Below are 26,522 nucleotides of genomic sequence, written 5' to 3'. Positions count from 1 at the left end.
TCATGGCAAAGATACAGTTACTGGACCAGAAAACCATTGATAATATTGCGGCAGGAGAAGTGATCGAACGGCCGGCTTCTGTTGTGAAGGAGCTGGTGGAAAATGCCATTGATGCCAGTGCCAGCGCGGTTACTGTAGAGATCAAGGACGGCGGAATGACTTTGATCCGTGTAACAGACAATGGCTGCGGCATTCCGAAAGATCAGGTGAAAACCGCTTTTCTGCGTCATGCTACCAGCAAGATCCAGTCAGTGGAAGATCTTATGACTGTGTCATCTCTGGGATTTCGCGGGGAGGCACTTTCCAGCATCAGCGCGGTTGCCCAGGTGGAACTGGTAACAAAGACGGCAGAAGGTTTCAGCGGAGTGTCCTATAAGATTTATGGAGGCCAGGAAGAAGATTTCTGTGATATCGGAGCGCCGGACGGAACCACATTTCTCGTAAAAAATCTGTTTTATAACACTCCGGCGAGAAGGAAATTTTTGAAGAGTCCGGCAGCAGAAGCAGGATATGTCGAGCAGATCATGGTACATATGGCATTAAGCCATCCGGAAATTTCCTTTAAGTTTATCAGCAGCAATAAGAATAAGATGTATACGGCGGGAAATGGAAAGGTCAAGGATATCATTTATCATATTTACGGCAGAGAGATCGCGCGGGCCCTGATTCCGGTGGAAGCAGAGACAGAAAACGTTTCACTGAGAGGATTCGTCGGAAAGCCTCATGTTTCCAGAGGAAACCGTAATTATGAAAGTTATTTTATCAATGGAAGATATATTAAGAGCGCATTGATCTACCGGGCCATCGAAGAAGCTTATAAGACATTTACCATGACGCATAAATATCCTTTTGTATGTCTGGAGCTTTCCATCCGTCCGGAACTTCTGGACGTCAATGTGCATCCAACGAAGATGGAAATCCGGTTTGAAAATGGAAATGAGATTTTTGATCTTCTGGTGGAATCCATCCGGAAAGCGCTGCTTCAGCAGGATTTAATACCGGAAGTTCAGGTAAGCAAAGAAAAAAAGAAACCGGAACCGGCGGAAAGAGACGCTGCAGAAAAGAAAGGGTCCGAAGAGTCTGAAAGACCCAAAAAACTGAAAGAGAAAATGCCGGAGCCATTCGAGACGGTCCGCAGACAGAAACAGCAGCCGAAGAAAGCAGTTTATGCCGGCGTCAATTATAATACAAAAAGACGGGAATTTCCTCAGGAGAAACAAACGCCCGCTTATCAGATGACGCTGAATGAGACGTCTGTGCTGGAAGAAAAGGCAAAACCGGACCGCAGAGTCATCGGACAGCTGTTTCAGACCTACTGGCTGATTGAATACGAAGATCAGCTGTTTATTATGGACCAGCATGCTGCTCATGAAAAAGTCAATTATGAGCGGCTGATCAGGAATTTTAAGAACAAAGAAATTTACAGTCAGGGGCTGGAGCCGCCAATGGTTATAACAGTTTCTATGGCAGAGGCAGAAGTTTTAAGCCAGTATAAAGACGTCTTTGTTCAGCTTGGCTTTTTGATCGAATCTTTTGGAGGCAATGAATTCTGCATCCGGGAAGTGCCTGCAAATCTGTACGGCATTGGAGAGAGGGAGCTGTTTATTGAACTGCTGGATTCCATCAGCCGGGAGGCTGGTACGGTCAGTGTTGATGTAATTTCGGCGAAACTGGCTTCCATGGCATGTAAGATGTCTATAAAGGGCAATCAGAAGGTATCTCTGCCGGAAGTAGAGCATCTGCTGGACGAACTGATGAAACTGGAGAATCCATATCAGTGTCCTCATGGAAGGCCAACGATCATTAAAATGAGCCGGTATGAGATAGAAAAGAAATTTAAGAGAATCGTGTAAGACCCGCAGGAAAATGAAATTCTGCGGGTTTGAAAGGATAGAAAAATGAAGCCAATGGTAGTATTAACGGGACCCACAGCGGTGGGAAAAACAGAACTGTCCATCCAGCTGGCTCAAAAGCTGGATGGAGAGATTATTTCTGCGGATTCCATGCAGATTTATCAAAAAATGGATATTGGAACCGCAAAGATCCGGAAAGAAGAGATGGACGGGATTTCTCATCATCTGATCGATGTATTAGATCCCTCAGAGGAATTTAACGTGGCAAGATTCCAGGAAATGGCGAAAGATGCTCTGGCAGGGATCTACAGGAGAGGAAGGATTCCTCTGATCGTAGGTGGAACCGGATTTTACATTCAGGGTCTGCTTTATGATATTGATTTTACGAAGGAAGAACAGGATTTCCGGTACAGAGAAAATCTGCAGAAAAAAGCAAAAGAAGAAGGAGCGCAGGTCATTCATAAAATGCTCCAGGCTGTTGATCCGGCTTCTGCTCAAAAGATTCATCCGAATAATATAAAAAGAGTGATTCGGGCACTGGAATTTTATCATCTGAACGGACGGAAGATTTCAGAGCATAATGAGCAGGAATCCAGAAAGGAATCGCCTTACCGGTTTGCGTATTTTGTCCTGAATCAGAACAGAACAACGTTATACGAAAGAATCAACCACAGAGTGGATCTGATGCTGGAGGCAGGCCTGGTCGAAGAGGTAAGGCGGCTGAAAGAAGCGGGATATGGAAAAAATCTTGTCTCCATGCAGGGAATCGGCTACAAAGAAGTATTGGATTATCTGGATGGAAAGATGACGCTGGAAGAGACAGCAGATCAGATCAAGAAGGATACCAGGCATTTTGCCAAACGGCAGCTGACCTGGTTTGGAAGAGAAAAAGAAGTCATTATGATCGATAAAGACAAGTATGAGACAGAAGAAGAGATACTGGAGCATATGCTCGGTATTTTAAAGGAGAAAGGCATATATCATGGATAGTTTAAAAAAATATTATATGGAGCTGGGCGTAGACGAAGCCGTTTATGATTATGCTCAGAGCATTGAGAAAGAATTAAAACCTCGTTTTGAAAAGATGGATGCGGTGGCAGAAAGGAATCAGCTGAAAGTTTTGAAAGCCATGCAGAAAAATAAAATTGCGGAAGCGCATCTTTCAGGTACAACGGGATATGGATATAACGATATTGGCAGGGAGGCCATTGAGGCGGTTTATGCAGATATTTTCGGAACGGAAGATGCCCTTGTACGTCCTCAGATCACATGTGGAACTCACGCCCTGGGACTTGCCCTGGGAGCAGTCCTGAGGCCGGGAGATGAGATCCTGGCAGTTTCCGGGAAACCGTATGATACACTGGAAGAAGTCATTGGAATCAGAGAATCCAAAGGATCCCTGGCAGAATATGGGATTACTTATTCACAGGTGGATCTTCTGGAAAATGGGGAGTTTGATTATGAGGGAATCAGAAAGGCAGCTGGCAGCCGGACAAAACTGATCCATATCCAGCGGTCCAAAGGATACGCGTCCCGAAAGACACTGTCAGTGGAGCAGATCGGAGAGGCTGCTGCGTTTCTGCATAAGATAAATCCTGAATGGATTGTTATGGTGGATAACTGTTATGGAGAATTTGTGGAGGAGACAGAGCCTTCTGATACCGGTGCCGATATGGTAGTTGGTTCTCTGATCAAAAATCCGGGCGGCGGTCTGGCCCCGATCGGAGGATACATTTGTGGAAGGCGGGATCTGATCGAACAGTGTGCCTGCCGTCTGACAACCCCGGGACTCGGAAAAGAAGTAGGAGCATCTCTTGGGGTAAACCGTCAGTTCCTTCAGGGAATTTTTATGGCTCCGACGGTGGTGAATGCGGCATTGAAAGGAGCCGTGTTTGCGGCAAATCTTTATGAGAAGCTTGGATTTAAAGTAATTCCGGACGCGTCAGAAGAACGTTATGATATCATTCAGGCCGTGGAGCTTCATGATCCTGAAAAGCTGAAAGCATTCTGTGAAGGAATCCAGAAAGCATCTCCGGTAGACAGCTATGTAACACCGGAACCGTGGGCGATGCCAGGCTATGACAGTGATGTGATTATGGCAGCAGGAACCTTTGTGTCAGGCTCATCCATCGAATTGAGCGCAGACGGGCCGATGAAAGAACCTTACGCAGTATATTTCCAGGGCGGTCTTACATACCCTCATGCCAAATATGGAATCATTATGTCTTTGCAGCGCATGGTGGAAAAAGGTCTGCTTGAGATTAAAACGGTGTAAAATTCAGCAGAAATTCTGCTGGGAATAAGAAAAAATTAAGGAAAACAGAGACTTGTTTTCTATACATCAGACGAAACTTATGGTAAGATTGATGCATGAGAAATGTTTTTTGACGGCGGAAGAACCAGTCTGTCTTCCGTGAGGTTCCTGGCTTGGAAAGGAACCGGATATGGAAAAAAAGCATCAAACAATGAAAGAGATACCAGTATCAGAGCGACCTTACGAAAAATGTATGAGATATGGCCCTCAGATGCTGTCGGACGCGGAACTGCTGGCGGTGATTCTCCGAAATGGAGCAAAGGAGAAGACCGCAGTGGAACTGGCGCGGGAAATTCTGGAGATTCATCCTTATTACAAAGGACTCCTCGGGATTTTTCATTTATCCCTGGAGGAGCTTCGAAAACTGTCCGGCATTGGAACGGTCAAGGCGATGCAGATTCTCGCGCTGGGAGAATTGTCAAAGCGGCTGGCGGCAGCCAAGGTGCAGGACAAAGTCAGTTTTCATTCCCCACAGTCAATCGCAGAATACTATATGGAGAAGATGCGGCATTTGAGCAGGGAAGAGATGATTTTAATTTGTTTTAATGGGAAGAATAAAGTCATCAAAGAATTAAAAGTCTCTGTCGGCACTGTGAATCAGACGGTAGCATCCCCGCGGGAGCTGTTTCTGGAAGCCCTGCGCTGTGAGGCGGTATCGGTCATTATGATCCATAATCATCCTTCGGGAGATCCGACGCCAAGCAGGCAGGATATCATTACAACGAAGCGGATGCAGGAAGTAGGAGATTTCCTTGGAATCCCATTATCTGATCATATTGTCATCGGAGACGGTTCATATGTTAGTTTTCGCGAAGAACAGATGATGTAAGGAGTGGAAGATGAAGAAGGGTCATATCGGAATCGAACTGGGAACCAGACATTTGAGAATATGTACAAAAGAAAAAGAACAATTTCTCAGGGTCAAGAATATGATTGCCATTGATGAGAATGGAAAAGTTGCGGCGGCAGGAAATGAGGCTTTTCTGATGTACGAGAAAGAGCCCCATGAGATCCAGATACTTTTTCCTGTTGCAGGGGGAGTGATCGGAGATTATACGAATATGCGGCTGCTTTTGTCTGTAATCTTTCGAAAATATTTCAGGCATTTCAGGAAATATTCTGTGGGAGTTGCCGCTCCGGAAGATATAACCGGAGTGGAACGCAGAGCTTTTTATGATCTGGTATGGGAATCTGCCGGAAGACTGAAGGACGTCAGTCTGTATTCAAAACCGATGCTTGCGGCGGTTGGATGCGGAATGGATATCAGCAGGCCGTGCGGCAATATGCTGATCGACTGCGGTGCAGGGACGACAGAATTATCTGTTCTGTCACTGGGAGGTATTGTAAAGAGCCGGCTGCTGAAATATGGAGGCAACCAGATCGATCAGTGGATCGTTCACCGCATGAAGCGTCAGTATAATATTGACATCGGGAAAAAGAGCGCGGAGCGCCTGAAGATCCAGTATGCGAAAAACAGCGGGGAAAAAGATGTGACCGTCAAAGGCAGGGATCTGATTTCCGGTCTTCCGAGGAAGATGACGGTTCCTTCGTCTGTTGCGGAGGAGAAAGTAAAGAATTATTTTCATGATGTGGCCCGGGAGGCGAAAGCGGTCCTGGAGGCAGTTCCTCCGGAGCTTGCTTCCGACATCATGGTTCATGGCATATATATAACTGGAGGCGGTTCTTTGTTTCCAAAGGCGTCAGGCTGGATGGAGGAAGAACTGGGGATATCGGTCTGTGCAGCGCCGGGACCGGAAGAAAGCGTGATCCGGGGGCTTCGGACATGGATGGAATGAATCTATAAACAGGAAATGAGGATGGTTTTATGAAATTGCAAAGGAAGAAGATCAGTTCAATACATTATTTGGTGATATTTCTTGTAATATGCGGAATTCTGGCGGCAGTCAGCGTGTTTGCGGGAGGCGTGCTGACGCCGGTCAAAAGCGCGGTGACAATGGTTCTATCACCGATGCAGAAAGGCATCAATTCGGTGGGAAACACTATTTTTTCATGGAATGAGGAACACAAGAGCAACAGCGAGCTGAAAGCGGAAAATGAGAAGCTGAATGAACGGCTGGAAGCTCTCAGAATGCAGAATCGTCTTCTGGAGCAGGATCAGGTGGAGCTGGAACGTCTTCAGGATCTTCTGGATCTGAAAGAAAAGTACAAACAGTACAATACTGTAGGCGCCCGTGTGATCAGCAAGGGATCAGGAAACTGGTTTGAGATTTTTGCAATCGATAAAGGAAGCAAGGACGGCATAAAAAAAGATATGAATGTCATTGCTGACAATGGACTGGTTGGAATTGTCTACGATGTAACAGAGAATACAGCGAAAGTAAGGACCATCATCAATGATACCAGTATGGTCAGCGCCATGTTCCAGGAGACAACCGATCAGTGTATTGTGAGAGGCAGTCTGGATACGATGGCCGATGGATATCTGGAAGTCGTATATATCGACAAAGATGCAGATGTAAAAGATGGGGATGAACTGGTAACATCCAATATAAGTTCCAAATTCAATGAAGGAATCACCATCGGAAAGGTTTCTGATATCAAGCTGGATTCCACCAAACTTACAAAAACAGCCAGAGTGACTCCGGTTGTGGATTTTAAACATCTGAAAGAAGTTCTGGTAATTACTGATATTAAAAATACGGAATCTCTGGATACAGAGACGAAAGAGTAGCAGGGGGAAGATATGAGCGTAAAGAGAGTGATATTTTATGTTTTGGCTGTTCTCATATGCTTTCTGCTTCAGACCGCTGTGTTTGAGTTTTTCAGTCTGGCGGATGTGGTCCCGAATGTTTTGCTGATTCTGACGGTGACAATGGGATTTATCCGGGGCAGAAAGACAGGAATCGTAATAGGATTTGTCTGCGGGCTGCTGATCGATATTTATTCCGGTGAGGTGCTGGGACAGTATGCTGTGCTGTACCTTTTGTTCGGATATGCCAATGGATGGTTTCATGCCCGCTTTTATGAAGACGAGATTTTGCTGCCAATCGGACTGCTGGCAGTCAACTCTCTCGTATACAGTTTTGTGATCTTCTTTTTCTTCTTTGCGTTGAGAGGAAGATTTCATTTCCTGACCTATCTGATTCATGTGATGATTCCGGAAGCGGTATATACCGGAATTGTGGCATTGATTCTTTATAAAATACTTTTGGCAATTAGCGTGCGGATCAGTGACGGCGAGAAAAGGAGTATGTTCTAGTGTTACGAAGAATTTATCAACGAGTAGAGAAAATTTTATCAAACAGGATACTTGCGCTTACTGTTTTATTTGCAGGACTGTTTTGTATCCTTGTGACCAGAGTGTTTGTCCTTCAGATCGTACAGGGAGAATCCTACCAGCAGGATTTTACATATCAGGTGGAAAGGACGGTTAAGACATCCGGAACAAGGGGAAATATCTATGACTGCAATGGGAAACTGCTGGCGTATAATAAGCTGGTCTATACGGTAACGTTCCAGAGCGATGATGAGTTCAAGGATCTGGCCAGGCAGAATGACACATCGGAAGATTATGAAAAGAATAAAGTCATTTATAAGGTCATTAAGATCCTTGAAAAAAATGGAGATGATTTTATCAATGAAATCCCGATTGAAATTACAGGAAGCGGAAAATTCCGTTTTACAGAGACAGGTTCAGCTCTGAAGAAATTCAAACGCGATGTATTCGGAATCGGAACGAATACGTCCGGGCTTACCGCAGATGAGAAGAAATTAAGGCAGCAGCAGCTGAATGCCACGGCAGAACAGGTTTTCGAATATCTGCGCAGCGGAACTATGGGATCTCCGGGAGTAGGAAAAATGTTTGACATTGATGATAAGTATTCCGATGAAGAGGCGTTAAAGATTATGTCTGTGCGTTACAGCGCATTCCAGAGCCGTTATTCTCAGTATATGCAGGTAACGATCGCCACGGAAATCAGCAATAAGAGCATTGCGGAGATCGAAGAAAGAAGCAGCGAGCTTCCTGGAATCGACATCAGCACGAAATCTGTAAGAGTTTACAACAGCAGCGAGGCTATGTCTCATGTGATCGGATACACAGGTACGGCCAATACAGATGAACTGGAAACGTATAACAAAGGAAAAGAAGAATCCGATGCCGATTATTATTCCAGTGATGAGACGGTTGGAAAAGCAGGGATCGAAAAAGAACTCGAGACCTATCTTCATGGAAACAGCGGAAGCCAGACTCTGATCGTTGACAATGTAGGAAAAGTAATCAAAACATCCAAGACTGTGAAGGCAGGAACCGGAAATAATGTAACCTTGTCCATCGACAGTGACCTGCAGGAATATGTCTATAATCAGCTGGAGAGGAAGATCGCAGGGATCGTGCTGTCCAAGCTCACACCTTCTGATTCTGCAGGCAAGGACAGTGATAATGTCCGGATTCCGATCAAGAAAGCTTATTACGCTCTGATTGGAAATGGTGTCATCGATCTGGAAAATATGAATGGAGACGATGCCACGGATTATGAAAAGAAAATGTATAAGAAGATACAGAAGCTGGAAGATTCCGCGATTTCACAGATTAAGACCATGATACAAAGCAGCAATAAAGCCTATGGAGATGAAACAGAGGAAAATCAGGCTTATGCGGATTACGTTTACAGTCTTCTGTCAGATCACAAGGTTCTGGTAAGCAGTTCCATTGACACGGATAATTCAACTTACAAAAACTGGAAGAACGGAAAGATCAGCCTGAATGCTTTTCTGAAATACGCTGTCAATCAGGAGTGGATTGACATTTCTGATCTGGATGTGAGCAGCAAATACAATGACACCGATGAAATCATGAAGGCACTGGCAGATTATGTGGAAGATGCGCTGGTTGACGCGGATGATTTCAATATGACAGTATGTGAACAGAAGATCAATACCGGAGAGCTGACGGGACAGGAAGTCTGCCTGCTTCTTTATGAGCAGGGTGTGCTGGATAAGAAGAAAGACAGCGATTACAACAGTCTTAAGTCAGGATCCCTGAGCAGTTACTCCTTTATTTATAATAAACTGAAGAAGCTTGAGATTACACCGGGACAGCTTGGACTGGATCCATGTTCAGGATCTGTAGTGATTACGGATTCCAAGACAGGGAAGGTAAAGGCAATGGTAAGTTATCCGGGATATGACAGCAATCGTTTGTCCAATGGAACAGACAGCAGTTATTACCGCCAGCTGGCTAATTCCACATCAACACCGCTTTATAATCAGGTGCTGAACCATAAAACGGCGCCAGGTTCCACCTTCAAGCCTCTGGTAGCGCTGGCAGGATTAAATGAGGGAGTAATTACGACACAAACCACCATAAACTGCACCGGATTGTATGATAAAATTACTCCGGCGGCAAAATGCTGGATTTATCCGAGCCGTCACGGAAGTAAAAATGTCTCTGGAGCGATAGAAGCATCTTGTAATTATTTCTTTTATGAGGTAGGATATCAATTAGGGAATAAATCCGGAACATACAGCAGTAAAGAAGGTCTGGACCTGCTGGAAAAATATGCGACGCAGCTGGGACTGAACAAAAAATCAGGAATTGAGCTGGATGAGGCGTCTCCTCAGGTATCTGATGAGTCAAGTGTCCGTTCCGCGATCGGACAGGGCAGCAACAGTTATACACCGAGTCAGATTTCTAATTATGTAACGACATTGTCCAACCGTGGAACCGTGTTTAACTTAAGCATTATGGATAAGATCACAGATGAGAATGGAAAAACGGTGAAGAACTACGGGGTAAAAAAAGTACGGCAGCTGAATTATGACAGCAAGTACTGGGATGCCGTGCAGTCAGGAATGCGCAGGGTGGTAACCGGAGCCAACAGCTCTGTAAGCAGTATTTTCAGCGGAGTCAATTATCAGATTGCAGGAAAGACTGGTACGGCGCAGGAAGACAGAACCCGGCCGAACCACGCACTGTTTATTTCTTATGGACCATATGAGAATCCGGAAATATCGGTAACTGCTGTTATTCCGTTCGGATATACATCATCCAATGCAGCGTCCCTGGCAAAGGGAATCTATGATTACTATTTTGCAGATGACGATAAGAAGGCACAGCTTGAAAAGAATAGCAACACTGCCGATGAGGCAGCTTCAGGTGTAGCAGGAGATTAATGGAGAGTGAGGAATCGTATGAAAAGTCCGGTTTTGTTAAAAGGAAATGATTTTGGACTGACGATCGTGTTGGATCCGAATATGGATTTTCCCTCTCTGATCGAGAAGATTGGAGAGAAGTTCCATCAGGCAAAAGAGTTTTTTAACAGCAAAAAGCAGATTGCGGTTAAGATTGAAGGAAGAAGGCTGACGTCAGATCAGGTGGAAGAAATGATTGATGTTATCTTTCAGAACAGCGCATTGACGATTGCTTATGTGATGGAAGATGACCGGCTGGTGGACACAGAGTTCCGCGAGGCGGTGGAAGCAAGGCTCCGGCCGAAGGAAGATTTCCGGAAGGGAAGCCAGACTGATGTTAAGATAGGCGAAGGACAGTTCTATAAAGGAACCCTTCGATCCGGGCAAAGCCTGGAATCTGACGGAAGTGTTGTCGTCATCGGAGATATTAATCCGGGTGCCGCAGTGAAAGCAAAAGGGAATGTCGTCATTTTAGGCTGTGCGAAAGGAAATGTTTTTGCAGGAACTGACGGAGATGAGAGAGCTTTTATCGCGGCGTTTGACATGCAGCCGATGCAGATCAGGATTGGGGGTCTCATCGCAAGATGCTCTGATGGAGAAAAAGAAAAAAAGAAGAGAAAATTCGGAAGGGGAAAGAGCGATACCCAGCCGATGGAAGCGCAGATAGCGTTTGTGGAAGATGGAAATATATATATCGAGCCCATATCGAAAGCGCTCTTAAATGAAATCACCGTATAGGGAATGGAGGATAATGAAATGAGTGAAGTGATTGTTATTACATCTGGAAAAGGCGGAGTTGGCAAGACTACGACCACGGCAAATGTGGGGACGGGTCTCGCAAAAGAAGGAAAGAAGGTTGTTTTGATCGATACGGATATCGGTCTTAGAAATCTGGATGTAGTTATGGGACTTGAGAATCGAATTGTATACAATCTTGTAGATGTGATCGAAGGAAACTGTCGTATGAAGCAGGCGCTGATCAAGGATAAAAAGTATCCGAATCTGTTTTTGCTGCCGTCAGCCCAGACCAGGGACAAGACATCTGTAAATCCGGAACAGATGGAAAAACTGGTGGATGAACTGAGAGATGAGTTTGATTATATCATTCTGGATTGTCCGGCAGGAATTGAGCAGGGATTTAAGAATGCGATTTCCGGAGCGGATCGTGCGATCATCGTAACGACACCGGAGGTGTCTGCCATCCGTGATGCTGACCGGATTATTGGTCTTCTGGAAGCCAATGAGATACATAAGATCGATCTTGTGATCAACAGGATCCGTATGGATATGGTCAACCGGGGCGATATGCTTTCCAAAGAGGATGTGCTGGATATTCTGGCCATTGATCTGATCGGAGTTGTTCCGGATGATGAAAATATCGTTATTTCCACAAATCAGGGAGAACCGCTGGTTGGCACCAATACACCTGCGGGAAAAGCCTATGCAAATATCTGCCGCAGAGTGATGGGAGAAAATGTACCGTTTATGGAGATTACAGGACCTACGTTCTTCCAGAAGCTTGCAAATGTATTTAAGAAGTAAAGGGGAGAAAACGATATGGGAATATTTGACAATTTTTTTAAAAAGAAAAGTTCAGGGGAGGTCGCAAAAGATCGTCTGAAACTGCTGCTTGTTTCAGACCGTTCCAATTGTTCACCAGAGACAATGGAACTGATCAAGAACGATATTATCAAGGTGATTTCAAAATATATGGAAATTGATTCCGAGGGGTTAGACATTCAGATCACACAAAATCATGACGAAACGGAAGGCCCGGCATTGTATGCCAATATTCCGATTCGGGAACTGAAGAAATGACATGGAGTAAGAGATGCTGCGAAACTATCGACTGAAAAATTACAATTTCAAATTAATTATTAATGTTCTGGTTCTGGGTATTATGGGACTGATTTTCATCCACAGTGCAGACGCCTCCTATGTGTCAAAACAGGCCATGGGACTGATCATGGGACTGATCGTTATGGTTATAGTCTCACTGATTGATTTTCAGATTTTTACGAAAAATGCGGTGCCGCTGTATGTGATCAACATGATCCTTCTGATCGGTGTCCGTTTATTTGGAAAAGAAGTCAACAATGCCAAACGCTGGTTCTCTCTCGGACCGCTGGGAACATTTCAGCCTTCTGAGCTTACAAAGATTATTATGATCATTGTTGTCACAGCGTTTCTGATGCGGCATGAGGATGACTTAAATAAGCCTAAAACTCTTGGAAAACTGATTCTTATCTGCGCGCCGCCGCTGTATATGATCCTGCAGCAGCCGAACCTGTCAACGACTCTGGATATCTGCTTTATCGTAGTTGCCATGGTCTTTGTGGCGGGACTGGATTCCAAGCTGATCGTAAGGGTCGTTGCGGTTGGAGTTCCTCTGCTTGCAGTATTTTTATGGTATGTGCAGCAGCCGTATCAGATTCTTCTAAAGAATCATCAGGTAGAGCGAATTATGTCTTTTCTGCATCCGGAAGATTATGCCAATTCCACAGCTTTGCAGACAAATAATTCAGTAATGGCCATCGGATCCGGCGGTCTGTTTGGAAAAGGATTTGGAAGCAATACTATATCCGATGTATCTTCCAGCGATGTTAATCTGGTATCCGAACAGCAGACTGACTTTATTTTCTCTGTGGTAGGAGAGGAATTTGGATTTGTAGGATGTGTAATCGTGATCATAGTGCTGCTGGTTCTGGTAATGCAGTGTATTCAGATTGCCAGAAAAGCAGATAATCGGGAAGGCATGTTAGTTGCGATTGGAATTGCCAGCTATATGGGATTTCAGTCTTTTATCAATATCGGCGTTGCGACAGGCGTTATGCCGAATACGGGGCTTCCGCTTCCGTTTATCAGCTATGGCTTAAGTTCCGTTTTGTCGGCGTCCATATGTATAGGACTGCTGTTAAATATTAATTTGCAAGGAAACAGATATTAGGAGGATCATATGAATGTAGGATTAGTGGCTCATGACGGTAAAAAGAATCTGATGCAGAATTTATGTATTGCGTACCAGGATATCCTGAGAAAGCATAAACTTTATGCGACAGGAACCACGGGACGTGTGATTGAGGAAGTAACCAATCTGAAAATCCATAAGCTTCTGATCGGACATTTTGGGGGCATGCAGCAGATGGGTTCAAAAATTTCAAACAATGAGATCGATCTTTTGATTTTTCTGCAGGATCCGGCGAATCAGAAACGGACTCCTGATTTTTACAATGTGCTGAGTCTCTGTGATAAATATAATATACCATGTGCCACAAACCTGCCGACAGCGGAAGTTTTGATACTTGCATTAGACAGAGGAGACTTAGATTGGAGGAACATGTATAAATAGACTGTCGACGGACGGTCTTTTTTTGCAAAAAAGCATATGAAGAAAAAGATAATTTGTTGCTGCATGTCATTTTTGATGATCTTTCTTCCGGGATGCAGTCTGGCAGACCGGGTGGTGAACCTGGATCCATCATATGACACGCACTTTGAGAAAAATAAATTTGAAATTAAAGACAAGGTGCTGACAAGCCGATGGGAAACCAGAGCTTCTCAGGCAGCGGTTGTTTCAAAAGAGGATACCCAAAAAACAGAATACGATAATGCCAAAGAGGTGCTTCTGGTCAATAACGAGACCAATGAGATGGTTGTCAGCCAGAATATTTTTGACCGGACTTATCCGGCAAGTACGACCAAGATCATGACAGCGCTTCTGGTTTTGGAAAATCTGGATCTGGACACTGAGGTGACGATCAAGCATGATATTACTTTTGATGACAGCGCCGCGGTTGCCATGCATCTGAAAAAGGGAGATAAGATTACGGTTGAATCTCTGCTTAATGGACTGATTGTTATGTCAGCCAATGACGCTGCTGTGGCTCTCGCGGAAGCAGTCGCAGGAAGTGAGGATAAGTTCGTGGATATGATGAATGAGAGGGCAAAAGAACTGGGAGCGACAGGAACACATTTTGCCAATCCCCACGGCCTTCATGAGGAAGATCATTATACGACAGCCTATGACCTGTATCTGATTTTCAAAGAGGTAGTAAAGCATAATGAATATTTCGATATTGCTTCAAAGGCAAGCAGTTATATTGAGTACAAAAACGCTTCCGGAAATTTGCAGGCTTATGATATGTCCTCTACGGATGAATATCTGACAGGAGAATACGCGCTTCCAAATCAGATTTCTCTGGTAGGAGGAAAAACAGGAACGACAACGGAAGCAGGAGCATGTCTCGTTCTTCTGACAGAAAATAAAGATGGCGATGACTATATTTCTATTGTATTAAAGGCAGACAATCATCCGGCTTTGTATAAAACAATGAACCAGGTAATATCAAAGGAAAATAAGTGATGGAACGATATCGGACATACAGCAGTTATTTAAAAGAATTATACGGAGAAAAAGTGTACAAGCTTCCTTTGAATATTCCGGTAACCTGCCCTAACCGGATAGACAGCTACGGGTGCAGCTTCTGCGGGGGAGCAGGAACCGGATTTGAGGCGATGGATGCGCAGGTTCCTGTCCGGGAACAGTTAAGGAAGACAAAAGAGAAGATTTCCGCAAAATATCATGCGGGAAAATTTATTGCATATTTTCAAAATTATACAAATACCTTTCTTCCGCTGGAGCAGTTTCGAAACTATCTTCAGGAGGCGGCCGGCGTAGAAGATATTGTAGGGATTTCTGTATCAACCAGGCCGGACTGCATCAGGAAGGATTATCTGGATGTGCTGGAAGAAACGGCCCGGACCTGTAATCTGAAGATTACTTTGGAGTATGGACTGCAGACAGTCAATTATCATACGCTGAGACAGATCAACCGGGGACATACACTGGCAGAGTATCTGGATGCTGTTTTAATGACAGCTCCTTATGGGTTTGATATCTGCACTCATATTATTTTAAATCTTCCGGGAGATACCCTGGAAGATTCGATTGAGACGGCAAAGATTTTATCGGCTCTTCCGATCCGGAGCGTCAAGCTGCATTCTTTGTATGTTCCGAAGGGCTCCAGGTTGTATCAGGATTTTGAACATGGTAAAATAACCCTGTGTTCCAAAGAAGAATATCTTGACCGACTGACGGCATTCATCTGTTATGTCCGCAGTGATATGGTGATTGAGAGACTGTTCAGCAGGGTTCCGAAAGAAGACGCAGGTTTTTCCAACTGGGGAGTCAGCTGGTGGAAACTGAGGGATTTGTTTGAACAGAAGATGGAAGAAGGCGGATATGTTCAGGGCTGCAAATGTGATTATCTGAATGGATCGGCCCTTGGCAGATGGAGGATGGAGTAGATGGCAAAAAAAAGGAAAAGAAGAATTCGATGGAATATCGGAATGATCGTTTTCCTGGTTATTTTTATTTATGTAATGATCAATATCGTTTCATTTTTTATAAAGAAGAAACTGACGGTATACCGAGTGACAAAAGATGAGATGACAACAACATTTTCTTTCACGGGAATTGCCCTGAGGGATGAGAAGCTGTTAAAGGCGTCCCAGAACGGATATATTACCTATTATGTGGAAGAAGGAAAACGGGTCAGAAAATCCGGAACCCTGTACATATTGGATAAAGACGGAAAAGTACAGGAAACCTTTGCGGATCAGGCAGAAGCTCTGAGGGGAAAGGGAGAGACTCTGGATGACGAGGAAATACAAAAAAAAGTGACAGAGTTTCAATCCATTTACAGCGATGGCAGTTTTTCGGATGTTTATGATCTGAAGTATGATCTGAAAAATACGATACTCAATCTGAATGAAGATTCCATGAAAGAAGTGATCGATGCCGTGAGTAAAAAGCTGGGAGAAGATGCCTTTCATACGGAGACAAGCCCTGCCAGCGGAGCGGCAGCCTTTTATTCGGACAGTTTTGACGGGAAAACGGCAGATGACATTACGGATGCTGATTTCGATCAGGAAAATTACAGAGCAGTCAGATATAATTCTTCTGATCAGGTAAAGAAAGGCAATGTAGTCTGCAGGGTAACCAACAGTGAAAACTGGACGGTCGTGGTCCCTCTGGAAAAGAGTCAGTATGACTTCCTTCAGGATAAAGATTCTGTTACTGTAAAATTTCAGTCAGATCAGGAAAAAACCACGGCGGATCTGAAAGTAAAGAAAAAAGGGAACAGTTATTTCGGCTATCTGTCGCTGGACGATTATGTGGTAAGATATCTGGATGAGAGATATCTGGATATTGATATTACTCTGGATTCACATGAAGGCTTGAAGATACCGAATTCAGCAGTTGTAAAGAAGAAGTTCTATCAGGTGCCGGCGGAATACATTTCCAAAGGAAATGACGGAAAAGAAGAAGGGTTCAGTGTGCGCACGACCGATGATAAAGGCGAGGTAAAGGTAGAACAGAAAAATTTTACAATCTATAAAAAGACAAAAAAATACTGTTATCTGGATCCGGAAGAAGTAGGAGAAGATGTGGTCCTGCAGTCAATGGATTCCGATGATACGTATCTGGTGGAAAAGACAAAGACGCTGGAAGGCGTATACTGCACCAATCAGGGATATGCGGATTTCCGGCTGATTGAGAAAACTGCGCAGAAAGATGACTACTGTATTGTAGAGGAGAATACGGATCACGGTATCAGTCTGTATGATTTCATTGTTCTGGACAGCAGTACAATCAAAGAAAATCAGATCATTTACTGACAGAAAGGAATGTGAGGCATATGTTAATCGATCAGTACAACAAGGTAAAGGAAAATGTAAAAAAAGCATGTCAGAAGGCAGGAAGAGATCCGAGGGATGTAACGATCATTGCGGTGAGCAAAACAAAGCCGCTTGAAATGATCGAAGAGCTCCGGAAGGAAAAAGTCATGGATTTTGGTGAAAATAAGGTTCAGGAGCTGAAAGAAAAGTATGAAAAGATCAGCTGGCCGGTCCGCTGGCATCTGATCGGACACCTTCAGACAAATAAAGTAAAATATATTGTTGACAAAGTGGCTCTGATCCATTCTGTAGATTCTGTACATCTGGCAAAACAGATCGATAAAGAAGCTGCGAAACGGCAGATGAAGGAAGTGCCGGTATTGATTCAGGTAAATTTTGCCCATGAAGATACCAAATTCGGACTGGCTTCGGAGGAGACAGAAGATGTGATCAGGGAAATCGCGTCTATGGAACATGTCAAGGTTAAAGGCCTGATGCAGATCGCTCCTTTTGTAGATGATCCGGAAGAAAACAGAAAGTATTTTCGCGCAATGAAGCAATTATCTGTTGACATAGAGAATAAAAAAATTGATAATGTAGATATGAGTATACTCTCAATGGGAATGACCAATGATTATGAGGTGGCAGTTGAGGAAGGAGCGACCATGATAAGAGTTGGCACCGGAATCTTCGGTGAGAGAAATTATAGTATTTAGCGGAGGAAAACAAATGAAGGGTACTGTTGACAAGTTACTGAATTTAATGAAGCTTACGGAAGATGAAGAGTATGATGAAGAATACGAAGAGTATGAAGATGATGAGGAAGAATATGAGGAGGAGAAGCCGGAACGTTTTTCTTTCTTCCGGAAGAAAGAGCAGCCGGTAGAAGAAGAGACTGCAGCTGTCAAACAGCCTTTTGAATCAAGCAGGGAAGCTAAAAAACGCAGATTTACCGCAACAGGAGGCAGTAAGGTGATATCAATGAATGGAAGAGGAGTTGAAGTTTGTGTCATCAAGCCGAAGGATTTTGTGGAAGCTCAGACGGCCGCGGATCTGTTAAAAGAAGGCAGGACTGTCGTCATTAACTTTGAGGGTGCGGAGCTTACGATTGCCCAGAGAAGCATTGATTTCATCGGAGGGGCGACGTATGCCCTGAATGGATCTCTTCAGGCAGTATCCAGTAATATTTTCATTGCTGCTCCGGACAGCATTGAAGTGACAGGTGATTTGAAGAATGAGATCATGAATGAGAATACAATTTCTCCTCAGTTAAAATAGAGCGAAGACCATGAAAGAAGAAGAGTTATTAAGAAAGAGGCTTGCAGAGCTGGCAGATAAGGCATATACGCAGAGTGTTTATACTTACACTCATTTTCTTAATGAGTATGAACAGAGTATTTATAAAGAGATGCAGAAGGAATTGTCATTCACAGATTCCCATCTGGAGGGAGGACATGAGTATTTTACAAGGGCTGTAGCAGTTTTCGGCTCAGAAGATATGTTTGGTTATCAAGGTGAGATTCCATTGGCCTGTGCCAGAATCTCACCTGTTTTTGATAGATACGCAGAGAATCTGTCTCACAGGGATTATCTTGGGGCCATGATGCATCTTGGCATCGAACGGCACCAGCTGGGAGATATTCTGATCGATGGGAAAGAAGCATATGTCTTTTGCTTTTCGCATATCGGACATTTGCTGGAAGAAGAGCTGACCAGGGTCAGGCATACCCAGGTAAGGACAGAAATAACCCGCTGGGAAGAGAGCGGATATCAGCAGAAATTTTTAAAAAAAGAAGGTTTTGCAGCGTCAACGCGTCTGGACGCCATTGTTTCTCTGGCATTTGGACTGTCAAGGAAAGCAAGCGGCCAGCTGTTAAAAAAACAGAAGGTATTTGTCAACGGGAAACTTTTTTTAAGCGGTGACGGCAGGCTGGAAACCGGTGACGTGATATCAGTGCGGGGATATGGAAAATTCCTGTTGGAGGGGTTAGGGAAGCAGTCCAGAAAAGGACGGCAGTTAATAGTATTAAAAATATTTCAGTAGGAGGTTAAGATGATTACACCAGTAGAAGTGCTAGGAAAGGAACTGAAAAGAGGATTTGGATATAAAGCGGTTGAGGTCGATGAATTTCTGGAGGATCTTGCGAAAGATTATGAAAAGATCTATAAAGAAAACAATGAATTAAAAGAAAAGGCAACAGCTCAGGCGGAAAATCTGAACCATTATCGTGCTATAGAAGAGTCTTTGAAGAAAGCACTGGTTCTTGCGGAGCAGACATCCAAAGAAACCATTGAAAATGCCGGGAAAGCGGCCAAAAACATTGAAAAGGAAGCCAGGATCAAGGCAGAAGACATGATTCAGAAGGCCAGACAGGAGGCAGATCAGATCCGCAGCAGTGCCAAAGAAGATTTTGAAGAAGAAAAAAACCGGCATATGGCGGAAATGGAAAATTATAAAAAACTGATCCATAAGCTGGAGAGTGATTACTGCAGCTACAAAGCAAAGATGAAACAGATCATTGGAGCACAGATGGAGATTCTCGACAACCCGGTTTATGAGCTGGAATTTGAGGTAGAAGCAAAAGAAGAAGCTGCAGCAGCCAAAGCAGATGATATGGAAGTAAATGAGACCGAAGGAGAGCAGGAAGAAGAAAATGGAGAATGTGAAGGAGAATCATAAGATTGATATAAAGACAGATGGAAAAAAGATTTATGAGATCCATCTGGAAGATTCATTTGAAAACCTGATGGATTCCATGGAGTTTCTGGATCTTCCCGGAAGAAAAGTGTGTATTGTGACTGAAAGCAATGTGGCACCGATCTATCTGCAGGAAATCTATAAGCGGATTTCCCCAAAAGCCGCAAAAGTGGTTACATTCAGCTTTACGGCAGGGGAAGCAAACAAACAGCTTGCCACGATCGAGAAAATATACGAACAGCTGATCCGGAATCACTTCGACCGGAAAGATCTCCTGGTGGCTTTAGGCGGAGGGGTTGTCGGTGATATGACCGGATTCGCCGCGGCGACTTATTTGAGAGGGATTGATTTTATTCAGATTCCAACGACTCTGCTGGCTCAGGTGGACAGCAGCATCGGAGGAAAAACCGGTGTGGATTTCCTTCAGTATAAGAATATGGTGGGGGCATTTCATCAGCCAAAACTGGTTTATATCAATACGGCGGCGCTTAAATCCCTGCCGGAGAGGGAATATTTTTCCGGCATGGGCGAGGTCATTAAACATGGACTGATCAAAGACAGCGGCTATTATCAGTGGATCAAAGACCACAAAAAGGAGATCAAAGACAGAGATGAACAGATCCTGCGGGAAATGATCTATCGAAGCTGTCTGATCAAAGGCGGTGTTGTGGAAAGAGATCCGAAAGAACAGGGAGAGAGAGCGCTTTTGAATTTTGGACATACTCTCGGACATGCGATTGAGAAGCTGAAAGAGTTTCAGTGGCTCCATGGAGAATGTGTCGGAGTCGGATGCCAGCTCGCGGCCATGATCTCTGCCGGCAGAGGAGAAATATCACAGGATGATGTAAAAGACATCAAAGATACATTTAAGGAATTTGATCTGTGGAAGCCGGTCGGCGAGATCGATCCGGAGGAAGTGGTGCAGACAACAAAATCCGATAAGAAAATGGAAGGAAATCATGTGAAATTTATTCTGCTTCATCAGATCGGAGAAGCTTTTATCGACCGGAGTGTAACGGAGGAAGAGATGCGGCATGCCTTGGAACAATGGAACTAGAAAGAAAAAAAGATATCTGACAGTGCTGATCTGGATTGTGATTTTAACGATTTTTGACCAGTTGTCCAAGATTGCGGCAGATCAGTTTCTGAAATTTCAGGAGCCGTTCGTGCTGATCAGAAATGTATTTCAGCTGGAATATCTGGAAAACAGGGGGGCGGCTTTTGGAATCCTTCAGAACCGGCAGGAAATCTTCTGCCTGATTACGATTCTTGCTTTGCTGGGGCTGACATTTCTCTTTGTCAGGATGCCGGCTTCTCCACGGTATCGTCCGATGAGCATATGTTATGTTTTATTTATGGCAGGAGCCCTGGGGAATTTTATTGACAGAACCCTGCAGGGATATGTGATTGATTTCTTTTATTTTAAGTGGATCAATTTTCCGATTTTTAATGTAGCGGATATTTATGTGACCACGGCAGTCATCCTGCTGCTGGTCCTGGTCCTGTTTTATTATAAAGAGGAGGAACTGGATTTCATTGGAAGAAAGAAATGAGATGGAACGAGAGATAGAGTTTTTAGTGCCGGAAGAAGAAGCAGGGAAACGTCTGGATCTTGTCCTGGCCGGAAAATGCCCGGATTATACGAGAAGTTATCTCCAGAAGCTGTGCAAAGAGCAGAGAGTCAGGGCGAATGAAAAGATTGTAAAAAGCAATTACAAATGCAGGGCAGGAGATCATATTGTTCTGATGGTGCCTGCTCCAAAAGAGCTGGAAGTAAAACCGGAAGAGATGGATCTGGATGTTGTCTATGAAGATCAGGATGTGATCTTAGTCAATAAACCGAAAGGGATGGTCGTTCATCCGGCGGCGGGACACGATACCGGAACACTGGTCAACGGCCTGCTTGCCCGGTGCAGAGGAGAATTGTCCGGTATTAACGGTGTGCTGAGACCAGGGATCGTTCACCGGATCGATAAAGATACGACCGGAATCCTGGTTGTCTGCAAGAATGATGCGGCGCATCAGAAAATCGCAGAGCAGCTTCAGGAGCACTCGATTACCAGAGTGTATCATGCGATTGTCTATGGCATTTTGAAAAAGGATGAGGGAACCATAGATGCTCCGATCGGACGCAGTCCAAAAGACAGGAAGAAGATGGCGGTCGTGCCGGGAGGACGCCGTGCGGTCACTCATTATAAAGTTATAAAACGTCTGAAAAAAGGATTTACTTATATTGAATGCAGACTGGAAACGGGACGGACCCACCAGATCCGGGTACATATGGCATCCATCGGACATCCATTGCTGGGGGATGATGTATACGGTCCTAAGAAACAGAAATATTCTCTGGAAGGACAGTGCCTTCATGCAAAGGTTTTGGGATTTGTCCATCCGGGAACTTCAGAATATATGGAATTTGAAACATCTTTGCCGCAGTATTTTAAGGAATTGCTGGTAAAACTGGATCATTGACAGGAGGAGAGAACGATATGGAATTAGGATTTATTGGATGTGGAAATATGGCACAGGCTATGATAGCAGGGATTTTGGATCACAATGTTATGCCAAAGGAGGCGCTGGCCGCTTCCGGACCGACGCCGTCAAAGATGGAAAAGGCAAAAGAAAAGTTTGGAATTATGACGACGACAAACAACCGGGAAGCTGCAAAGGCTGAGATTGTGGTTCTTTCTGTAAAACCGCAGATGTATCATGAAGTCATCCATGAGATTCGGGATGATATCAGCAAATCACAGCTGATCGTTACGATCGCTGCAGGGGTTACCATGGCACAGGTGGAACGGCAGTTTGGAAAAGAAGTCAAGATCATCCGGGTTATGCCGAATACTCCGGCGCTTGTAGGAGAAGGCATGTCCGGAATGTGCTGTAACGAATATGTGGAAGAAGAAGAACTGGAAAGGGTTCGGAGAATCTTTGAAAGTTTTGGAAAAGTGGAGATCGTGACAGAAGATCTGATTGATGCGGTCGTTGGTGTCAGCGGAAGTTCTCCGGCATATGTCTATATGTTTATTGAGGCCCTGGCAGATGCGGCGGTCATGCAGGGAATCCCGAGAAACAAAGCGTATACCTTTGCGGCTCAGTCTGTTCTGGGAAGCGCGAAAATGGTGCTTGAGACAGGTGAACATCCGGGGGCTTTAAAAGATGCGGTATGCTCTCCGGCCGGAACGACCATCGAAGCAGTCAGAGTCCTGGAGGAAAAAGGCATGCGCAGTGCTGTGATCGAAGCAGTTGCCGCTGCAAGTGAAAAAAGCAGGGATATGGGAAAATAATCCTTTACAAACAGGGGAATCCTGTGATAGAATACAACAGTTAGCTGACCGATACTCAGATTTGGGCACTCCAACCCTTTCCTGGTATCTGGCGTCAAGAAAGATTTAAGGAGGAAGAAAGATGATTTCATCAGAAAAGAAACAGGAAATTGTAGCAGAATTTGGAAAAGATGCGAAGGATACAGGTTCACCGGAAGTTCAGGTTGCGATCCTGACAGCAAGAATCCAGGAACTCCAGGAGCATTTTAACAAACATCCAAAAGACCATCATTCAAGAAGAGGACTTCTTAAGATGGTTGGTAAGAGACGTAATCTGCTTGCTTACTTAAAGAGCAAAGATGTTGAGAGATATCGTGTACTGATTGAAAAATTAGGTTTAAGAAAATAATAAATCAGAATCAGACACCTTTTGTCGTGAAAATACGGCAAAAGGTGTTTTATATTTTCCGTTTTATAGAAAACTGCGTTTTGCAGTTTGTCAGATTGGAAAAGTCTGAATGCTTGTTTTATGACAAAGGAGATGGTAATGTGGACAGCAGGAATATACTTTTTCATTTTTCCGGCGCGTACAGGCAGCAGGATTTTTACAAAGGAGAGGACATAGAGGAGATTGACTGTGAGCATCTGCAGGGGACCAGCTGCTGTCTGGATAGGAAAACCAGAGAATGGCTGGAAGAGAGGATCGAAGCCGAAGGAACCGGAGGAATCCATTTTCTGGATTCCGGAAATTATCACTATATGACGAGGCTTTGGATCGAACAGATCACACAGCCATTTGATCTTTTGGTTTTGGATCATCACACAGATATGGATGTTCCGATGCTGAAGGAACTTCTGACCTGCGGAAGCTGGCTCAGGGATGCCGTAGAAGGACAGGAAAACCTGAAGGAAGTTTATCTGATCGGGCCGGAGCAGAAAGATGTGGACAGGATCGAAGACTGTCATGAAGAAAGAATGCATATTATAACCCAGGAACAGATGCATCAGGAAAGCAGAAGAAAAAAGGCAGAGGGCGGACGTCCCATCTATATTTCCATTGACAAGGACGTTATGGGAGAACAATGGGCCAGGACAGCCTGGACACAGGGAGATATGACCCTTGAGGAAATGTGCGGTATTCTGGATGATTTCATAAAAAAAAGAGAGGTTTTAGGAGTTGATATCTGCGGAGAAGCTCCCAGGAGCGGAAATGTTGCAAAAGAGTCACTTTGGCGTAATATCAATGAAAAAACCAACGATCTTCTTTTTGAATTTCTGGAAGACTATAAAAAGGCTGGTTTTTTTGAAAAGAGTATGATACAATAACATGGTTATTGAGGCGTTTCCCGAGACTACTGAAAAGCCGGCTTGCCGGAAGAAGGAAGAACAGCCGGTTTTTCAGTTGTTTCGGCGCCTTATAATCAAAACAGGATAAAAGGAGACGAAATTATGACAAAACAGTTTAGTATGGAACTTGCGGGCCGTACGCTGATGGTAGAGATCGGACGCGTAGCAGCCCAGGCAAATGGAGCCGCGTTTATGCACTATGGAGATACCGTTGTGCTGTCAACAGCGACTGCATCTGAAAAACCAAGAGAAGGAATCGACTTTTTCCCTCTGAGTGTAGAATATGAAGAAAAGTTATATGCGGTAGGAAAGATTCCGGGAGGTTATTTAAAGAGAGAGGGGAAACCTTCTGAGAACGCGATTCTGACAGACAGGGTAATTGACCGTCCAATGAGACCGCTGTTCCCGAAAGATTACCGCAATGATGTAACTTTAGACAATCTGGTTATGTCAGTAGATCCGGACTGCAGCCCGGAATTGACTGCAATGCTGGGATCCGCGATCGCAACCGCAATTTCTGATATCCCATTTGACGGGCCTACCGCATCTACGATGGTTGGTCTGGTCGATGGTGAATTTGTGATCAACCCGACTGCGGAACAGAAAAAAGTATCCGATCTGGCGCTTACGGTTGCTTCCACAAGAGAAAAAGTCATCATGATCGAAGCCGGCGCCAATGAAGTGCCGGAAGACGTTATGCTGGAAGCTATTTTCAAGGCTCATGAAGTCAATCAGGAAATCATCCGATTTATTGATGGAATCGTAGCGGAATGTGGAAAAGAAAAGCACGAATATGAACATCACACGGTAGATCCGGAGATGTATGAAGATATGGTTTCCTTTATTACGCCGGAAGCTATGGAAGAGGCAGTCTTTACGGATGACAAGCAGACAAGAGAAGCGAATATCCGTGAGATTGAGGAAAAACTGGAAGAGCGTTATGCAGAAAACGAAGAATGGCTGGATCAGGTGTCAGAAGCTGTTTATAATTTCCAGAAAAAGACAGTCCGCAAGATGATCTTAAAAGACAAGAAACGTCCGGACGGCCGTGATGTGAAACAGATTCGTCCGCTTCACGCAGAAATTGACTGTCTGCCGCGTGTTCATGGTTCTGCCATGTTCCAGAGAGGACAGACTCAGGTTATGACCGTTACGACGCTGGGATCCCTGTCAGAAGCACAGAGACTGGATGGAATCGATGTAAATGAAACAGAAAAGAGATATATGCATCACTACAATTTCCCATCTTACTCTGTTGGAGAGACAAGACCGAGCAGAGGACCGGGACGCCGGGAGATCGGACACGGAGCTCTGGCAGAGCGTGCGCTTGTTCCGGTACTGCCTGCGGTAGAAGAATTCCCTTATGCGATCCGTACAGTATCCGAAATCATGGAATCCAATGGTTCCACATCTCAGGGAAGTATCTGTGCATCTTCTCTGTCATTGATGGCTTCTGGTGTGCCGATCAAGGCGCCGGTTGCCGGAATTTCTGTCGGACTGGTAACAGGCGAGACGGACGATGATTATATTATCCTGACAGATATCCAGGGATTAGAGGACTTCTTTGGCGACATGGACTTTAAGGTTGCAGGTACTGACAAAGGAATTACAGCGATCCAGATGGATATTAAGATTCACGGACTGACAGAGCAGATCATCCGGGAAGCGATCGCAAGAACGAAAGAAGCAAGAACTTATATCCTTCATGAGGTAATGAACCCTGTGATCGGTCAGGCAAGAGATCATGTTGGAAAATATGCTCCTAAGATTTCCCAGTATACGATCGATCCGGAGAAGATTTCAGAAGTTATTGGAAAACAGGGTAAGACGATCAATGGAATCATCGATGAGACCGGAGTTAAGATTGATATTGATGAGAGCGGAAGAGTGGATATCTTAAGCGAAGATCAGGCGATGATCGATAAAGCCATCAGCATTATCAAATCCATTGTGGAACCTTTGAATGTGGGTGACATTTACGAAGGAGAAGTTGTGCGCATTATGCCGTTTGGCGCTTTCGTTCAGCTTTCTCCAAATAAGGATGGAATGATCCATATTTCCAAACTGGCAAAAGAAAGAGTCAATAAGGTAGAGGATGTTGTCAATATTGGCGATAAAGTTGCTGTTAAGGTATTGGAAATCGATAAGATGGGAAGAATTAACCTGAAGCTGGAAGAGAAAATAGAAGATTAGACATAGAAAATAAAAAC

27 protein-coding genes are annotated in these 26,522 nt (G+C 44.4%); all 27 read left to right on the top strand.

The window, feature by feature from the left end; translation table 11 throughout:
* The first annotated feature begins 2 nt into the window (after positions 1-2).
* The 27 genes from mutL to JMF81_RS09615 all read left to right on the top strand — a co-directional run bounded on the left by mutL (position 3) and on the right by JMF81_RS09615 (position 26,505).
* Positions 3-1,853: a DNA mismatch repair endonuclease MutL gene (gene mutL, locus JMF81_RS09745; RefSeq protein WP_201311265.1), complete on the top strand. Its 1,851-nt coding sequence runs from the start codon at positions 3-5 to the stop codon at positions 1,851-1,853.
* Positions 1,854-1,898: 45 nt separating this feature from the next.
* Positions 1,899-2,843, top strand: a complete 945-nt coding sequence (gene miaA / locus JMF81_RS09740) for a tRNA (adenosine(37)-N6)-dimethylallyltransferase MiaA (protein WP_201311264.1) — start codon at positions 1,899-1,901, stop codon at positions 2,841-2,843.
* Entirely contained in the window at positions 2,836-4,128 is a 1,293-nt protein-coding gene (locus tag JMF81_RS09735) for a methionine gamma-lyase family protein (protein ID WP_201311263.1), read from the top strand. The genes miaA and JMF81_RS09735 overlap by 8 nt, the downstream gene beginning before the upstream one ends.
* Positions 4,129-4,297: 169 nt before the next feature.
* Positions 4,298-4,996 (top strand): RadC family protein, encoded by a 699-nt coding sequence (radC, locus tag JMF81_RS09730; protein ID WP_201311262.1) that lies wholly within the window; start codon positions 4,298-4,300, stop codon positions 4,994-4,996.
* 10 nt (positions 4,997-5,006) lie between these two features.
* Entirely contained in the window at positions 5,007-5,963 is a 957-nt protein-coding gene (locus JMF81_RS09725; protein WP_201311261.1) for a rod shape-determining protein, read from the top strand.
* A gap of 29 nt (positions 5,964-5,992) precedes the next feature.
* Complete coding sequence (mreC, locus tag JMF81_RS09720; protein ID WP_201311260.1) at positions 5,993-6,859, top strand: rod shape-determining protein MreC; 867 nt, start codon at positions 5,993-5,995, stop codon at positions 6,857-6,859.
* Positions 6,860-6,871: 12 nt separating this feature from the next.
* Positions 6,872-7,387: a rod shape-determining protein MreD gene (gene mreD, locus JMF81_RS09715; protein WP_201311259.1), complete on the top strand. Its 516-nt coding sequence runs from the start codon at positions 6,872-6,874 to the stop codon at positions 7,385-7,387.
* Entirely contained in the window at positions 7,387-10,302 is a 2,916-nt protein-coding gene (locus tag JMF81_RS09710) for a penicillin-binding transpeptidase domain-containing protein (RefSeq protein ID WP_201311258.1), read from the top strand. The genes mreD and JMF81_RS09710 overlap by 1 nt, the downstream gene beginning before the upstream one ends.
* 6 nt (positions 10,303-10,308) lie before the next feature.
* Positions 10,309-11,058 carry a septum site-determining protein MinC gene (gene minC / locus JMF81_RS09705; RefSeq protein ID WP_243282600.1) on the top strand — a complete coding sequence of 250 codons (750 nt, stop codon included), beginning with the start codon at positions 10,309-10,311 and terminating at the stop codon, positions 11,056-11,058.
* 18 nt (positions 11,059-11,076) lie between these two features.
* Positions 11,077-11,862, top strand: coding sequence for a septum site-determining protein MinD (gene minD, locus JMF81_RS09700; RefSeq protein WP_201311257.1), 786 nt, complete (start codon positions 11,077-11,079; stop codon positions 11,860-11,862).
* 15 nt (positions 11,863-11,877) lie between these two features.
* Positions 11,878-12,138: a cell division topological specificity factor MinE gene (minE, locus tag JMF81_RS09695; protein ID WP_201311256.1), complete on the top strand. Its 261-nt coding sequence runs from the start codon at positions 11,878-11,880 to the stop codon at positions 12,136-12,138.
* Between the two features lie 13 nt (positions 12,139-12,151).
* On the top strand, positions 12,152-13,267 hold the full coding sequence (locus tag JMF81_RS09690; RefSeq protein WP_201311255.1) for an FtsW/RodA/SpoVE family cell cycle protein: 1,116 nt from the start codon (positions 12,152-12,154) through the stop codon (positions 13,265-13,267).
* Positions 13,268-13,276: 9 nt separating this feature from the next.
* On the top strand, positions 13,277-13,669 hold the full coding sequence (locus JMF81_RS09685; protein ID WP_201311254.1) for a methylglyoxal synthase: 393 nt from the start codon (positions 13,277-13,279) through the stop codon (positions 13,667-13,669).
* 36 nt (positions 13,670-13,705) lie between these two features.
* Positions 13,706-14,683, top strand: a complete 978-nt coding sequence (locus JMF81_RS09680; protein ID WP_201311253.1) for a D-alanyl-D-alanine carboxypeptidase family protein — start codon at positions 13,706-13,708, stop codon at positions 14,681-14,683.
* A complete protein-coding gene (locus JMF81_RS09675) occupies positions 14,683-15,627 on the top strand; it encodes a TIGR01212 family radical SAM protein (RefSeq protein ID WP_201311252.1) in 945 nt (314 codons plus the stop codon). Before JMF81_RS09680 ends, JMF81_RS09675 begins: the two co-directional genes overlap by 1 nt.
* Positions 15,628-17,001, top strand: a complete 1,374-nt coding sequence (locus JMF81_RS09670; protein ID WP_201311251.1) for an HlyD family efflux transporter periplasmic adaptor subunit — start codon at positions 15,628-15,630, stop codon at positions 16,999-17,001.
* 20 nt (positions 17,002-17,021) lie between these two features.
* Complete coding sequence (locus tag JMF81_RS09665) at positions 17,022-17,717, top strand: YggS family pyridoxal phosphate-dependent enzyme (protein ID WP_201311250.1); 696 nt, start codon at positions 17,022-17,024, stop codon at positions 17,715-17,717.
* A 13-nt stretch (positions 17,718-17,730) separates the two neighbouring features.
* The gene (locus JMF81_RS09660) at positions 17,731-18,279 is read left to right on the top strand and encodes a cell division protein SepF (protein WP_201311249.1); all 549 of its coding nucleotides are present in this window, start codon (positions 17,731-17,733) and stop codon (positions 18,277-18,279) included.
* Between the two features lie 10 nt (positions 18,280-18,289).
* The gene (locus tag JMF81_RS09655; RefSeq protein WP_201311248.1) at positions 18,290-19,045 is read left to right on the top strand and encodes a YlmH/Sll1252 family protein; all 756 of its coding nucleotides are present in this window, start codon (positions 18,290-18,292) and stop codon (positions 19,043-19,045) included.
* A 9-nt stretch (positions 19,046-19,054) separates the two neighbouring features.
* Positions 19,055-19,681 (top strand): DivIVA domain-containing protein, encoded by a 627-nt coding sequence (locus JMF81_RS09650; RefSeq protein WP_201311247.1) that lies wholly within the window; start codon positions 19,055-19,057, stop codon positions 19,679-19,681.
* Positions 19,656-20,756, top strand: coding sequence for a 3-dehydroquinate synthase (gene aroB, locus JMF81_RS09645; RefSeq protein ID WP_201311246.1), 1,101 nt, complete (start codon positions 19,656-19,658; stop codon positions 20,754-20,756). Before JMF81_RS09650 ends, aroB begins: the two co-directional genes overlap by 26 nt.
* Positions 20,734-21,252 (top strand): signal peptidase II, encoded by a 519-nt coding sequence (lspA, locus tag JMF81_RS09640; RefSeq protein WP_201311245.1) that lies wholly within the window; start codon positions 20,734-20,736, stop codon positions 21,250-21,252. Before aroB ends, lspA begins: the two co-directional genes overlap by 23 nt.
* A gap of 1 nt (position 21,253) precedes the next feature.
* A complete protein-coding gene (locus JMF81_RS09635; protein WP_201311414.1) occupies positions 21,254-22,171 on the top strand; it encodes an RluA family pseudouridine synthase in 918 nt (305 codons plus the stop codon).
* A gap of 17 nt (positions 22,172-22,188) precedes the next feature.
* The gene (gene proC / locus JMF81_RS09630) at positions 22,189-22,986 is read left to right on the top strand and encodes a pyrroline-5-carboxylate reductase (protein WP_201311244.1); all 798 of its coding nucleotides are present in this window, start codon (positions 22,189-22,191) and stop codon (positions 22,984-22,986) included.
* Positions 22,987-23,107: 121 nt separating this feature from the next.
* Positions 23,108-23,374, top strand: coding sequence for a 30S ribosomal protein S15 (gene rpsO / locus JMF81_RS09625; RefSeq protein WP_201311243.1), 267 nt, complete (start codon positions 23,108-23,110; stop codon positions 23,372-23,374).
* A 140-nt stretch (positions 23,375-23,514) separates the two neighbouring features.
* Entirely contained in the window at positions 23,515-24,291 is a 777-nt protein-coding gene (locus JMF81_RS09620) for an arginase family protein (RefSeq protein WP_201311242.1), read from the top strand.
* Positions 24,292-24,414: 123 nt separating this feature from the next.
* Positions 24,415-26,505 (top strand): polyribonucleotide nucleotidyltransferase, encoded by a 2,091-nt coding sequence (locus JMF81_RS09615; RefSeq protein WP_201311241.1) that lies wholly within the window; start codon positions 24,415-24,417, stop codon positions 26,503-26,505.
* Positions 26,506-26,522 lie beyond the last annotated feature (17 nt).

The organism is Anaerostipes butyraticus, from assembly GCF_016586355.1.
Taxonomy (GTDB): domain Bacteria; phylum Bacillota; class Clostridia; order Lachnospirales; family Lachnospiraceae; genus Anaerostipes; species Anaerostipes butyraticus.
The sequence above is the reverse complement of the archived record's forward strand: the minus strand, read 5'-3'. Positions and strand labels throughout refer to the sequence as shown.